The organism is Arenibacter arenosicollis (assembly GCF_014397245.1).
Taxonomy (GTDB): Bacteria; Bacteroidota; Bacteroidia; order Flavobacteriales; family Flavobacteriaceae; genus Arenibacter; species Arenibacter arenosicollis.
Genome location: NZ_JACLHY010000023.1, coordinates 47,591 through 60,883, shown reverse-complemented (window position 1 = coordinate 60,883; position 13,293 = coordinate 47,591). Strand labels below are relative to the sequence as shown.

Sequence of the window (13,293 nt, the reverse complement as noted above, 5' to 3'; positions counted from 1 at the left end):
TATGTTCTGCGTTAGGCCTGCCTGCCAGAGGTAGGGACGGCGGCGGCATCTCCGCAGCACCGCAAGGGATATAGCCAAGGGCCCGCCCGAGGTAGGAGGGAACGCCCAAAGAAATAGGCCAGGTATTTTGCTTTAGGTCTTTGTTATGGTCTGTCCACTAAATAAATTACAAACTCATTAATGCAGCCGGAAAGTAATTAATTAAATCCAGGGTATGTACTTCCTTTATGCCGCATAGATTTAGTCGAATACAAAATCATTGAACTGAAAATAAATCATTGGATTTGATTGAAATATTGTTTCTTTTCTGTTTGAGTAATTATTAATATTTCTATTTTCCTTTATTATTTCCGTTAGATAATGCCCATAGTTGTCAATGCCTTCGAATTTACTAATTTCAGTCTGCTGTAATTCAAACGAATTGGATTCATATAAAGTAAAAAACGGGATGTTTTGTAATTGCTCTGGAATTTTAGGAATAACTACTTCGTTTGTCTTTTCACTGTCGAATAAGATTCTCCAATCATAAATATCTTTTTCCTGGTCCTCTTGTAATGAAATTCTACCTATTGAATGCCCTTCACCAGTTTTGTTGAGTATCACCTTATTATTTTGGATTATAGGATTTAATGTCCAATTTGGTATCGTATATTCCTCCAAAGGAAGTCCCAGTCCTTCTGTGTGGAAATTTTCCATTGAAAGGCGATGACGATATTGGTAAAACGAATCGTTATAGCTATAAATTATGGGTAATGTAAAATTAGTGGTTCCTTGCCCCCATAGGGTGTGGTAAATATTTTTTTGGACATCGTTTTCATTTTCGTAACCATAAATTGTAAGATGGGTTTTTATTTCGGGTTGTTGTTGAAAGTTGGTAAAGGAAATGCTTCCCGAAGTTGAATTGGCGTTTACAAAATTATTTGTCTTCAACTGAAAATCTTCGGCTAAAGGTCTATCAATAAATAGGTAGTGATAATTCGTGAAACTTTGATCTAAAAAATAACTTAGGTAAATTTTATTCGTAGTTAAATCATTCGTTGTTTCAGGAATTAATGTTTGAAATAGCCATTCTTGCCCTGTGTTATTTAAGCTTGTTCTGTAATCAATACCAGACCCAACGGGGTGAATTTTGTCCCCAAAACCAATAGCAGGCACTAATTTATTTTCAAATACGCGAAAGCGTTCTGGGACCTTTAGATTTATTTCGTTGAGATTATCCTTCGTTAAATTCTGAAAAGTTGTGGCATATGAAAAACTGTTTTCATTCCCGGGATTGAAAGTCATAAAAGTAATCATGAATTCTTTGGTTAAATCAAAATCCTCAGGGGCATAAATCTTTATTTGTCTTGTGGAAGCAGTGATAGGTTCTGTTGTTGAATCTAAATAATTTCCGTCCATATCAGAAGCGAAGACATAAACGTTTTCGAGAAATGAATTGAGAAACCCCTCCGGAATATTAATATCCAAAAGATATTCCCTATTAAAAATGACTAAATTTTTTTCTATTGTAGTTTCGTTACCCGCTTTATCATATGCAATTATTTTTAAGATGGCGTTAGAATCAAATTTTTTCAGACTAGAGGTTGATGTATAGGATGATAAGTCAATACTTAAATCGAAGGGTGATGATGTATCTTCTGCAACTTTTTCATTGTTAATATAGACTTCAACCTTACTAATGCCACTTACATCCGTGGCCTCAATCTTAATGTTTATTTTCCCTGACACGCGAATGGGGTCGTTCGAAGAAACTTCAATATCTTCTATGGAAAAACTAAGAGTAGGAGCTGTAGTGTCCACCGTTTCTTTCGATGTTTCTTCTGTATCCGTTGTACATGAAAAACAAACAAAAAATATCAAAAGAAGATATTGAAGACTGGTTCTTTGCATGAATAAGGTTTTAATTTTTTAATAATAAAATTAACGAACTTTATTCTTCAATATTGCTTTATGAAATTGGCAAATTATGAATGGCATAGTAATAATTAGAAATCCATATATATCCGTGTTTGTTTGTACTAATGATGGAACTGGTTTTCTTTGAATGGATAGATCGTAAACCATATTGTGGAGGTTTTAAGGAAGATATTTTTAGAATGTTGTATTTACTTTGTAAGCGGTTAGTTGCTAAGGTCTGTCCACTATATAATTCAGTTCGGTTACTCCGCAATTAAATTGGTGGGTTGTTAATAGTTTAAGTTTTGTCTTGTCTTGGATACTCTTAAACAACGGAATGCCCTGTCCAAGAATAATAGGGTTCACAAATAGCCAGTAGCCGTCTATTAAGTTCTGTTGCATAAGTGAATGTGTTGCAGTTGGGCTTCCGAACACCAAGATGTCCTCACCTCCGCCTTGGCCGGATTGTTTTATTTCCATTATGCGGTCCGTAAGCTTGTCACTAATAACTTTTGTGTTGGTCAGATCTGCGCCTTTCATTGTTTTGGACATAACAACTTTGTGGGCTTTGGCATACCACTTTGAATGTTCTTTGTCGTGCTTAGTGGCTCTTGGCTTGTCTGCCGCGGTAGGCCAGTAATTTTCCATCATCTCATAGGTTACCCGGCCATATAATGCAGTGTCGCCCTTGCTTATCCGTTTCCCTACATGATCAAAAATTTCTTCATCAAGTTTTATCCAGTCCATTTCTCCCTTGGGCCCTGCTACAAAACCGTCCAGGGATATGTGCACAAATGATATTATTTTTCTCATAATAGCTGTGATTTTAATTGTTTTCTTCAAACCATTTCACAATAGAAGGCATATTTCTCTCGAAGCCGCCTGGTATATAAAAGTTAAGAAGTCCAGCTTTTTCGTTGGTCCTGTTAGCAAAGTCGTGGATGGTTTTCGCTGGTATTCTTAAAAAAGTGCCTTTTTCAACATTGATCCATTTGTCGCCGACCAACACTGCTACCGTTCCTTGCAGGCCATAAAACACTTCGTCATTGTCTTCGTGTTGGTGAGCACCAGGTCCGTCCGAATTTGGTTCTAACCACCATTCCGAAATACTGTATTTATTGGCGGTTTCATTTTCATCCGCTTTAAATATTGCTGTCATTGTGCCGCAATTGTAAGTTCTCCCTTCGCCTGATTTGAGAATTATTGTGTCGGTTGCATTGCCTTTATGCTTCATGGTTTTTCGTGATAGTTACTTCTGTTATGGTGTTGTCCTCCTATTTCCGCCGACGTTTTACGATCTTAACACACCAATATATATATATATTTACTTATTGATTTGAAATATATTCTGTAACATTAAAAAAGGTGTCTACCCAATAATCCTGTTCATTTTCTTTAAGATAAATCAATAGTTCCTGTAAAGCCTCATTGGATACGTTTAAGTAACCACCTCCTACACTATGAAACATAAATGTGGCAATAGTTCCTTTACTTCTTGCTTCTTTTACATAATCGATTAGTTCTTTGCCGGTATGACTGTCCACACACCAACTTGGCATAAAATTAATGTCAATTTTTTCCATGGTGCTAGGTATTGGGCCATCACCTCTTGCTGCCGAAAATAGATCCTTCACTATATCCACGTAGGTGGAATCTCCCTGTACTTTAAAGTTTGAGCAGGTGTAACCATATGTTCTATTCGTTTTTCCATCAACAGCTTTTAAGAGTGTGTTGGCAGTATATAATTCCATCCGCATTTGTTCTCTAGTGTAATTGTTTAAGTCATATTCTGGTGTAACCCAATCGAATAATCTACCATCACACGGATGAAATAATGAATGATTGCCAAGTTCATGGCCGTTTTCAACGATCTTTTTCCATTCAGAGGTGCGATTATGTAAAGACTCCTTATTCCCTGGACAATAAAAAGTTGCTTTCATATTATAGGAATCAAGAAGAGGTATGGCATTATCCAGATGTGAATCTTGACCATCATCAAAGGTTAAACAGACCGCGGCTTTTTTATCTTCAGGCCATTTGAAGTTTTTATTTATAGCTTGAGAATATGAAAACTGGGCGGTCATTATTATAACCATTGCATAAATGAATATTCTTTTCATAATTATATTTTTATGGTTCAATATATTTAAATCAATTTATAAGCCTGAATGGCTTACATGGTTTTATGTTCGGTAGATACGATAGTTAAGCAACTAATTTAGCAAAAGGAAACCGAACTTGCTACGCCAAAGTAGTGGGGATTTCCCGAGTACACAAAGATCCAAGCAACCCACCTGAATGCTCAAGTTGGGCAGGTACCGATTCGGAGGGGGCCAGTTAACTATACACCTGTTGGTAGTAGTTTATTCTCCATCAACTTCTTTTATGATCAAATCATCATTGTAAACAGTTCCCTTTCTTAATTGCGGAGAACAATAAAGCCCAAAATGAGCTTGAGACAACTTATTGGTCATGTTCCCAATTTTTGCATGTGACACCAATTGTCCGTTTTGCCAGACTTTTGCATATCCTCCATTGCTTAGGTCCAAATATACTTTCAGCTCAACCCACTCTTTTTGAGGGAAAGTAATGTTTGAAGTTTGAAATTCGTGTTCCTGTTCATTCTGCTTAGGTACATTTTGTAAATGCACGTAACCGTCATGGGATAAATTCACCAATAATGTTCTATCCCAATTGTCAGACTCGTCATCTGTGAATGTTGCAAAGCTAAACCAATCGTCTTCTCCGCCAGTTGTACTTGCCTGCAGGTCCATATCCAACCATACCCAAAAAGTTATATAACAAGGCGATATAAATGAACCGCCTAATGTGTTTTTAAGTTGAATAGTTGGATAGCCTCTATGGTTATTGTTTTCAGTAATTGATGGAGGATTGGCACCATCAATCCAAGCCCTATGGGAAAAAATTCCACTATGAACAATTGAATCCGATAATTCATGGAAAGTTGTTTCCAGGTGTCCTTGAGGTGTTATATAAAATCCTGAAAAATCATCTATAGTTTCAAAAGAACTTTTAAACAATTTTTTCTCATTGCTAGTAGTAGGTACGGCAGAATTCTTATTACAAGAGTTTGAAATTAGTCCAACAAAAAAAATCAACACATTTATTCCAATCATTCTTTTCATATAAATCTTTCTAATTGAGTACAACGTCTCGGCACTTGGCGCAGTGGCGAATTTCAGAGCACATAACTGTCAATACAGCACAAAAATTGATGCGAACAGAATGTTAAATTAACCACGTCACCCGCCATTGAGCCAAACACCTGTTAGCGATAGGCATTTTTTCCATTAGTCTGTTAGATTTAAATCTTGTCTTAATTCGTATTCTACTTCATTGTCGTCCATATCTGCAATTTTTATAAAGTTAAGTTTCTCAATAAGTTTTATTGCTTTTTCGTTTTGTTTAGTTGTTATAGCCCAAATGCGTTTTAGTCCAATATTATTTAGTCCAAATTCAATTGCTAATAACATTGCAAAAGTCATATATCCTTGTCCACGGTATTGAGGCAATAAAACACAACCCAGTTCTCCTTCGCCTTTGTCCAGTCCACGATAATAACCGCAAGTTCCAACAATCTTATTTGTTAATTTGTCTGCAATACCCCAGTGTATTGAATTTCCGTTGTTGTAGTCCACATTTATTTTGGCTTGCATTTCTATTGCTTGTGTCAATGTTGTAGCTTGAATAGAGTCGTAGAATGAAATTTCAATAATGTCATTGATGTCGGAAAATTGAATTTGTCGCAACAATATATTGTCGCCCGAAATACTTGGAAATTTGTCGTATGGTGGAAGTCTCATTTTATTTGTTGTAGTGATTGTTCATGCTTGCCGCTAACGGTGCGTATAACCGTCAGTTACGGGTTTATATGCGTTAATTTTCGGTTTGGCACTGACTTTAGTAATTCCGAGTGGATTCGGACGTAGTCGAATCCGCCGTAATTGCGGTTATACATTGTGTGGGCCCAGCATGGGCATCTTTACTATATCTAAGATATGGTATTAATCTAGAGGGTGCAAGTCCCTTATGGGCAGGGGTAACGCCTTGAACCATTAGTAAGCTGCAAGCTCGCCTATCGTGAGATGGGGAGTGAAGGAAGCAGGACTACAAAACTCGGTACTGACGAACAGGAACCAGATACGAGGCTGTGAGGATGGATGAGCAAGCACATCATTGTGAAGTCCGAAACACTTTTAAGTGAATGCCGAAGCAGTAGATCTGGCAGGAATCGAGGGAAGAAGATGTCATTAACTGGGGAGGTCTCCGTAATTACGTGTTGATATAACGGAGAAGTCAGCAGAGGTCATAGTACCTACGGGAAATGAGTTGCATAAAACTGCACAGGTCTCACAAGTGGGGAAGGACCGAACGCAATCCTTCTGGAAATTACGATGGGAGCATTGATTTTCGCTAATTGGGTGACCGATTCCCAAGAAAATCTGTAGCCTTTTGAAAAAGTACAGAATAGTTTCGATTGGTGTAAAGAGCGATTGAAAAGATGGATTGCGAACCGCTGTATACGAGACCCGTATGTACAGTGGTGTGAGAGGCGCACCGTGGGCTTTACTGCTCACGGCCGTCTACTCGATTAACACTTGTTTTGATCCTTAATAATTTAATTCCAAGTGTTATCAAGACAACTATCAATGCAATAAAAAATATACTTGTTGAAATACTTTTTATAACTGGAAACATATTAGTTGTATAAACTGTAATCTCTGTCAATTCGGGATAGTTTTTAAGCATTGTGATAATTCCCAAATTCTCTAAATAATCTGCAATTCCGGCAATTATCGGTATTAGGCAGAGATAAGTATATGGGAATTTAATTTGTTCAACTTCTTCAAGAAATATCCCAAAAGCAAACAGTAAGAAAGTCCGAATAGTAGTGGGTAAATCATATCCACAGGTATTTGGTTGTTTAGATAAGTCATCCGTCCATTTTCTCCAAGCGAACTAAATAGTTCACTAACATAATTCAAATCATATCCGGCGGGCATCATATCCAATAATTTCATTCCGTTAGAGAATTCCATTGTTTTGGGAATTGTAACAGTCAGCATAAAGGTGTAAACAACATTGGTCAAGATAAAAAGTCCTAAAACCTTTTTTCCTGAAATATTCTTTTTTATGATCTTTGTTAATCGTTTCATTTTTTTTTCTCAAATAAGTGCTAACGTAAGGCTATAGCAACAAGTTACTATATATAACAAACTATAAGCCAACAAGCGCTTACTTTAAGCCACGCACATAGTTGGATTTAATTATCTCCATTACCTCACTCTAAATCGCATTTAATGTAGCCGATGTTGCGGTGTCGGTATGACTTCTTTTTCTTGTTTTGAGAATCAATAAGGTCAATATGTAAATCAATACAATGGTGAAAGGTATTGCTATAAATCTATATTCCGGTAAAAGATACCAAAGCGCAACTATTGATATTGTTCTTGTCATAGTGTGAAAAATACCGACCCAATGTTTAATAATCCAGGAAAATGGCAACCACATTAATCCAGTCAAAATTCCTACGGTCATTGGGAGGGAAGAATAGTCCACCAAGAAAAAGGGTATAGCTATGGAGTATACTAGAATGGCTTGTCCGGCGGTAAAAAGGAAAAGTGTATCGAATTCATTTTTCGGTTTACTTTTGTCCAGGAAATTTTCACCAGTGAATTTTGAGAGAAATAAACCTAGGTATACAATACTTCCTGTGCCAATAAATATGGCCCAAACCGCTATAAAATCCGAAAATAATATCCCCACAAATCCAATAATTGCCCATACAATTAAGCCTGCTATAGGAGTAGCGAGAAATTTCTGATTGGAAAATTCAATTCGCTGTTCTTCAAGAGTTCTTTTCATTGATTAAATCTTATTAAAATGTACAACGGTCAATGTATATGCTGTTGAAACTAGTGAGATCTTTTGAAATAAAAGGCGTGACATTGAAAATAGCGAATGACACAATGTTGGTGGTAGTTAATTATTTGGTAATGCATCAAATTCATCTCGTTTACTTTTCATCCAATTTTTCATTGCCTCGGAATCAGAAGTTTTCATTAACTCCCTCATTTTATTCATTGCTTTAAGATGGGGTTCATCATTCTTTTGAAACATCTCCATTCCATGCTGTTTACTTTTTTCAGATATTTCGTCAAAAGTATTTCCGTGAAACTCCAAGTCGCACGCGCCTCCTAATTGTCTGCAAGTCATTGTTTTCATAATATTCAATTCAGTTTTAATTAGCGCCAAGGTGTTTGTGTATGGTTAGTTGCGGCAAATCAGTTTTGATTTTACCACCTAGTGGCAAGTTAAATAATTCAATTGAATTACCCGCGGTGTAATTCTGAAGCAATTAATTATACGCGTTGTCAGCTACAGTTGTTTTTTATTTTCTCCAGTGCTTTAGGAAATGTCTTTGTCATAAATTCTAGGTGCTCATCCATGATATCTATGTTAACGGTAAGTGTGCAGGAGTTCTTTCCCTCTGTAAGGGAATAAATTTCTGTTGCTCCAGACCACTTTTTTGTTTCATTATCAATGGGTAGCTCTTTTCCGATTAAAACATTTCCAATATGCTTAAATCGTATGCTTTTATTAGGGATGTGTTTTTCGATAACACTGTATATACCGCTTTGATCTGGGGCAAGAAAATGAACTTTGGAGCCTTCTTCCCAATTATCAGTAACCGCAAAGGACCCTTCAAAGAAAACACTGGCCCATTCTCGATAGGAGCTCTGATTCCATAGCGCTTTCCAAATCGTGGTTTTTTCAGCCTTTATTTCAATAGAAAATTCCATTCTTTTAAGCATTTTTTCTTTTTTGGAAATTATATACAACGTACGGCTATAGCAACAAGTTACTATATATTTAGCAAACTATGACTCAGTTGGTACTTGTTTTCCGAAAAACATAGCAGATTTTAGACAGACCTCCCCGCTACATATAAACCTATCTGAATGCTTACCATAGCAATGTTTTAGACCTCATCATGAGCTTTTTTACGGCTCACTATTTTTACAATTCTACTATAAATGATTTCAGCTAAATTCCAGTCGTATCCATCAAAATTCGTGGTATTGTTAAATTGAATAACCACCGTGTCGATGTCTTTGTGGTATTCTGCAATACTCTGATAGCCTACAAGCAGGCCTGTATGCTTGTACACATAAATGGAGGAATAGATTTCCTGTTCTCCTTCATTAAACACGGAGCCATCGTTCAGGGCCCTCAAAAAAATACCCACATCTTCTGCAGTAGCCAGCATTAGGCCTGTGTTTTCTGTCTTTAAATCTTCCTCATAGCCAACATAATAACCACTCATAACATCATCTATGTTCACTTCATTTAACGAACCGTAAGTGTTTTTCAGCCCTATGGGCATTAGAATTTCTTCTTTTATGTATTGTTGATGGCTGTAACCTAGCACCTTATCAATAAGATCGGAAATCAGCATATAATTGGTATTTGAATAGCCATAATCTTCCCCTGGTTCAAAATCGGCCGGTAAATCCAGAGCGTAATCAAGAGTTTCTTGTTTGGTTGTGGGCGGGTTTTTCCAATAATCGGGATGGTCTACAAAATTGGGAATGCCACTTCGGTGCTGCACCATCATTCTCAATGTGATTCTTTCTGCATTTTCAATTCTTCCCACAAGTTCAGGAAAGTAATCCGCGAGCGTTTTATCCAAGGACAAACGCTTGGCCTTGACTAATTTTGCGGTAGCAACTGCCACATAAAGCTTGGTAATACTGGCAATCTTGAATAAGGCGTGGGGGTCGGCAGGTATCTTCTTTTTTCGGTCGTGCCAACCTGAGGCATAAAACTCCGGTGGCTTCCCTGCTTGGTCCACATAAATGATCATTCCATCAAATCCATGATCAATTCCTTCATTAAGCTGTTCTTGAACGGTATCGGGTAGTGGTAAAATCCAAGCCTTTACCAAAATCCATGGTACGAAATACAAAGAGCTTATACTAGCAATAATAAATACTATTCTAAGAATACGTTTTGTTTGTTCTTTCGACATAATATTTTAGGACCGGACAATTAGAGAAAATTAACCCCCTTAATTACCAGCTTCATTTTTTAAAATTATATTTCCGCAGGGAATTGTGCCATAACCATGTGGGTCTATGCCCATTTTTTTTCTTGCTCACAATATACGGATGAACAAGTCAACCTATTCCTATTTTTACAAACTATAAGGCAACTAGCGATTGCTTTCCACCATGCACAAAGGGAAATCTTATAGTGTTTGCCTGAAACACTATTTAGCGTGGTTATGTTTTTAGTAATCTATACGTTGATACAATTAAAATTACTTTTCAGCGTCTGCCAACTTCTTGGTATCCACAAATTGTTGAAAGGCCGTAATTTTTCCTTCATTATTAAGCGTCCAAAGATGCGCAGCTTGTGCATTATAGGCCTTTCCAGTTACCTTTACTTTAGCATCATAACGTAGGGTAGCTAAAACCTTATTGTCATTCATACCGTGGATTTTAACATCCTTCAGCCCAAAGTGCTCGTGGTTGGCTCCAAGTCGTGCAAAAACGCCTTCCAAAATAGCATTTGGACCAACATAGGGATTGCCATCTGCCAGCGAATTACTTTCGGCTTCGTTCCATTCAATAGCAGGATCCATAGACCCGAGAACTGTAGGCATATCTCCCGTTGCGAAAGCGTTGTAAAGATTCTCTATAACCTGAAGGTTTTGTTTGTTTTCCATGATTTTTGATTTAAGTTAAAAAATGTATTTGAAATTCTTTTTTATTCTTTCGAAAATAAATTTCCTCTTTTCACAGGACACAATAAGTCCAGCTGTACTTAATTTACTTTTGGCAATCTCTTAATGAAGCACAACATACTGAAACCGAAAAAAGTTACCATATAACTATTTTAGCATATTCCTAGTCAACGGGACGGTACCCGAATACTGTTTAAGATCCAATAATCAAATAAAATTTTCGCTGGTGTAAAGAGGAGGGAGTACTACAACCAAGAGCTAGATTCGTAGCTTCTAAGGTAATAAATATTGGTTCTGGTATTTGTTTCATCGATTAAATACTGGATTACCCGTTGAATTACATCTTTTTACTGTCTGCCCATAAGTGGTTCACCTGGGAAATACCAAGACTTGAATTGAGTGTTCAGAATTTATGAAAAGTCTAAAGCACTAATTGAAAAAACTTCTTTAACGCACTGGAACGTATAGGTAAATAGGGGGGGAGCGATACACTGGTTTACAGTTATTGATTCAAGTGTGCTGCGTTAGGCCTGACTGACTCAGGCAGGAACCGTGGTGGCATCCTCGCATAAGGTCAGGGATATAGCCAAGACCCTGGCAGAATAAGGAGGTTATGAATATCTTGATTCGTTCATTTTCTTTGCTTGTCCAAAGAAAACGAACCAAAAGAAAAGACCCTTCTTCACTAGGTGGCCCCTAAAATCTTGGGATTTTATGGACCGATGCCATGGCCTAAATTATTTCCAAGGCTTCAATAATTCTTAACGGCCATGCCATCTCCACGACGGAAGAAGATCGACTTTAGGATTTGCTCAATGGTATTCGATAACGGACAATGATTTATCAGAACTAAGAAGGTTGAAAGACCAAAGGAACGGCCTATTTTTATTTTAGTAGTAAATCAAGGGGTTTTCACATGGGGTTTGGGTAGGCGTCCAAAGAGCATTTCACCTTTGTGAAAGCGGTCTGGACGCTGCGGCCGTGAAAAGTCCGTAGATTTCAAAAAAAGAAAAATCAGCCTAGCCTTTTTTGGTTCGTTTTTTGGGCGATGCAAAAAATGAACAGAACACCAACGGAAAATAGTTTGTTCTAATTTATTCCAATGCACTCGGAACTTTTGAAATTCCCAGTTGGAATAAGGTAAATATATTCCCTGCCCGAAGTTAATTGGTAAAAGAATTGTTAATGGTAATAAAGAATACCAATGTTAAATTTGGGGCGCCAGGGGAACAACACAAGCCAGTTACAAAAATGAATAAAAAGACTTTTGTTTAAAGGAACCGGCGTTGAGTTGAATCTAAGCGCTTAAAATGTTTAAAGGTTTCCGGTACTGCACAAGCTATAAAAGAAGGTTAACCATTTAAAGTCACTCACCTTTATAGGGGTAGGTTCGAAGGAATATAAATATCAAAGCAAGCTCCCTTATTAATTTCGCTGCTTGCTGTAATTAAACCATTGTGATTTTCTACGATTTTTTTTACGATTGCAAGCCCGATACCTGTACCGGGTATTTTGTCTTTGTCGTGAAGGCGTTTAAATAATTCGAAGATGTGGTCTTTGAATTTGTGGGCAAATCCAATACCATTGTCTGTTATTGTAATGTGACAATATTCCTCGGCAGATAATGGTTTATCGCTAATTACTTCGCTGCGCTTTACAATTTTGCTCTTTACTATTATAAGAGGCGATAAGTCCGGTTTAGAAAATTTAAGGGCGTTGCCAATGATGTTTTGAATTAGTTGGTGAAACTGAAAGGGAATGACTGGCACATCGCACTCGCCAACTACTTTGATGGTGGCGTTTTTTGCAGTTATGATTTCTATGAAATCTTTTTTTACCAATTCTATTACGGTGTTGAGATTGGTGCTTACAAATTTTCTTTCCGAAGTAGTTGTGCGGGAGTATCCAAGTAAATCGCGAATCAAGGATTGCATACGAGTGGATGCCTCATTCATTCCCAGTACGTAGCTTTTCCCTTTTTCGGATAAGTTTTGTGATTCATCGTCAATTAAGCGGGTTGAGAAAATCTGTATTTTACGCAATGGCTCCTGCAGATCATGGCTGGATATGTAGGTAAAAGATTCTAATTCTTTATTGGCAATAATTAATTCTGTTGCCCGCCTTTCCTTTAAATCGCCTTGAAAGGCGAGTTCCTTATTGGCAATGATCAATTCCGAGGCCCTTTTTTCCTTTTCTTCGTTCTGAAATGCAAGTTCCTTGTTCGCAATTACCAATTCCGCCGCCCGCTTCTCTTTTTCGTCATTTAGAAAAGCTAGTTCCTTGTTGGCAATGATCAACTCCCCAGCCCGTTTCTCCTTCTCCTTGTTTTGTACAACCAGTTCCTTATTGGCAATGACCAATTCCGCCGCCCGCTTTTCTTTCTCTTCATTTTGAAAAGCAAGTTCCTTGTTGGCAATAATTAATTCCGCAGCTTTTTTTTCCTTTTCCCTGTTTTGTACAACCAGTTTCTTGTTGGCAATAAACAATTCCACTGCTCTTTTTTCCTTCTCCTCGTTTTGAAAAACAAGTTCCTTGTTGGCAACTATCAATTCCGCTGCCCGCTTTTTTTTCTCCGTATTTAGAAAAGCAAGCGATCGAAGGGCTTTGGCTAATTGAATTCGTATCAT

General features: G+C 37.4%; 13 protein-coding genes. All 13 read right to left on the bottom strand.

Features of this window, described 5'->3' with window-relative positions; genetic code table 11:
• Nucleotides 1–240 precede the first annotated feature (240 nt).
• Nucleotides 241–1,890: an Ig-like domain-containing protein gene (locus H4O18_RS17920; protein WP_187587179.1), complete on the bottom strand. Its 1,650-nt coding sequence runs from the start codon at nucleotides 1,888–1,890 to the stop codon at nucleotides 241–243.
• A gap of 237 nt (nucleotides 1,891–2,127) precedes the next feature.
• Nucleotides 2,128–2,709, bottom strand: coding sequence for a dihydrofolate reductase family protein (locus H4O18_RS17915; RefSeq protein WP_187587177.1), 582 nt, complete (start codon nucleotides 2,707–2,709; stop codon nucleotides 2,128–2,130).
• A 13-nt stretch (nucleotides 2,710–2,722) separates the two neighbouring features.
• On the bottom strand, nucleotides 2,723–3,055 hold the full coding sequence (locus H4O18_RS17910; protein WP_222942461.1) for a cupin domain-containing protein: 333 nt from the start codon (nucleotides 3,053–3,055) through the stop codon (nucleotides 2,723–2,725).
• Between the two features lie 169 nt (nucleotides 3,056–3,224).
• Nucleotides 3,225–4,016, bottom strand: a complete 792-nt coding sequence (locus tag H4O18_RS17905) for a polysaccharide deacetylase family protein (RefSeq protein ID WP_187587173.1) — start codon at nucleotides 4,014–4,016, stop codon at nucleotides 3,225–3,227.
• A gap of 243 nt (nucleotides 4,017–4,259) precedes the next feature.
• Entirely contained in the window at nucleotides 4,260–5,042 is a 783-nt protein-coding gene (locus H4O18_RS17900; RefSeq protein WP_187587171.1) for a polysaccharide lyase, read from the bottom strand.
• 165 nt (nucleotides 5,043–5,207) lie between these two features.
• Nucleotides 5,208–5,720, bottom strand: coding sequence for a GNAT family N-acetyltransferase (locus H4O18_RS17895; protein WP_187587169.1), 513 nt, complete (start codon nucleotides 5,718–5,720; stop codon nucleotides 5,208–5,210).
• Nucleotides 5,721–6,719: 999 nt separating this feature from the next.
• Nucleotides 6,720–7,073 carry a hypothetical protein gene (locus tag H4O18_RS22295; RefSeq protein WP_246474404.1) on the bottom strand — a complete coding sequence of 118 codons (354 nt, stop codon included), beginning with the start codon at nucleotides 7,071–7,073 and terminating at the stop codon, nucleotides 6,720–6,722.
• A 130-nt stretch (nucleotides 7,074–7,203) separates the two neighbouring features.
• Nucleotides 7,204–7,782, bottom strand: a complete 579-nt coding sequence (locus H4O18_RS17885) for a DUF7010 family protein (RefSeq protein ID WP_187587167.1) — start codon at nucleotides 7,780–7,782, stop codon at nucleotides 7,204–7,206.
• Nucleotides 7,783–7,899: 117 nt separating this feature from the next.
• Nucleotides 7,900–8,142: a DUF1059 domain-containing protein gene (locus H4O18_RS17880; RefSeq protein ID WP_187587165.1), complete on the bottom strand. Its 243-nt coding sequence runs from the start codon at nucleotides 8,140–8,142 to the stop codon at nucleotides 7,900–7,902.
• A 149-nt stretch (nucleotides 8,143–8,291) separates the two neighbouring features.
• Nucleotides 8,292–8,732 carry a hypothetical protein gene (locus H4O18_RS17875; protein WP_187587164.1) on the bottom strand — a complete coding sequence of 147 codons (441 nt, stop codon included), beginning with the start codon at nucleotides 8,730–8,732 and terminating at the stop codon, nucleotides 8,292–8,294.
• A 167-nt stretch (nucleotides 8,733–8,899) separates the two neighbouring features.
• Nucleotides 8,900–9,949, bottom strand: coding sequence for a serine hydrolase domain-containing protein (locus H4O18_RS17870; RefSeq protein WP_187587162.1), 1,050 nt, complete (start codon nucleotides 9,947–9,949; stop codon nucleotides 8,900–8,902).
• A 291-nt stretch (nucleotides 9,950–10,240) separates the two neighbouring features.
• Nucleotides 10,241–10,648 (bottom strand): nuclear transport factor 2 family protein, encoded by a 408-nt coding sequence (locus tag H4O18_RS17865; RefSeq protein WP_187587160.1) that lies wholly within the window; start codon nucleotides 10,646–10,648, stop codon nucleotides 10,241–10,243.
• A gap of 1,394 nt (nucleotides 10,649–12,042) precedes the next feature.
• A complete protein-coding gene (locus H4O18_RS17860; RefSeq protein WP_187587158.1) occupies nucleotides 12,043–13,293 on the bottom strand; it encodes a sensor histidine kinase in 1,251 nt (416 codons plus the stop codon).

Excerpts from the sequence above, each read along its gene's own strand:
- H4O18_RS17920 (WP_187587179.1), bottom strand. The coding sequence starts at position 1,890 with ATGCAAAGAACCAGTCTTCAATATCTTCTTTTGATATTTTTTGTTTGT.
- H4O18_RS17915 (WP_187587177.1), bottom strand. The coding sequence starts at position 2,709 with ATGAGAAAAATAATATCATTTGTGCACATATCCCTGGACGGTTTTGTA.
- H4O18_RS17910 (WP_222942461.1), bottom strand. The coding sequence starts at position 3,055 with ATGACAGCAATATTTAAAGCGGATGAAAATGAAACCGCCAATAAATAC.
- H4O18_RS17905 (WP_187587173.1), bottom strand. The coding sequence starts at position 4,016 with ATGAAAAGAATATTCATTTATGCAATGGTTATAATAATGACCGCCCAG.
- H4O18_RS17900 (WP_187587171.1), bottom strand. The coding sequence starts at position 5,042 with ATGAAAAGAATGATTGGAATAAATGTGTTGATTTTTTTTGTTGGACTA.
- H4O18_RS17895 (WP_187587169.1), bottom strand. The coding sequence starts at position 5,720 with ATGAGACTTCCACCATACGACAAATTTCCAAGTATTTCGGGCGACAAT.
- H4O18_RS22295 (WP_246474404.1), bottom strand. The coding sequence starts at position 7,073 with ATGAAACGATTAACAAAGATCATAAAAAAGAATATTTCAGGAAAAAAG.
- H4O18_RS17885 (WP_187587167.1), bottom strand. The coding sequence starts at position 7,782 with ATGAAAAGAACTCTTGAAGAACAGCGAATTGAATTTTCCAATCAGAAA.
- H4O18_RS17880 (WP_187587165.1), bottom strand. The coding sequence starts at position 8,142 with ATGAAAACAATGACTTGCAGACAATTAGGAGGCGCGTGCGACTTGGAG.
- H4O18_RS17875 (WP_187587164.1), bottom strand. The coding sequence starts at position 8,732 with ATGCTTAAAAGAATGGAATTTTCTATTGAAATAAAGGCTGAAAAAACC.
- H4O18_RS17870 (WP_187587162.1), bottom strand. The coding sequence starts at position 9,949 with ATGTCGAAAGAACAAACAAAACGTATTCTTAGAATAGTATTTATTATT.
- H4O18_RS17865 (WP_187587160.1), bottom strand. The coding sequence starts at position 10,648 with ATGGAAAACAAACAAAACCTTCAGGTTATAGAGAATCTTTACAACGCT.
- H4O18_RS17860 (WP_187587158.1), bottom strand. The coding sequence starts at position 13,293 with ATGATACGAATTCAATTAGCCAAAGCCCTTCGATCGCTTGCTTTTCTA.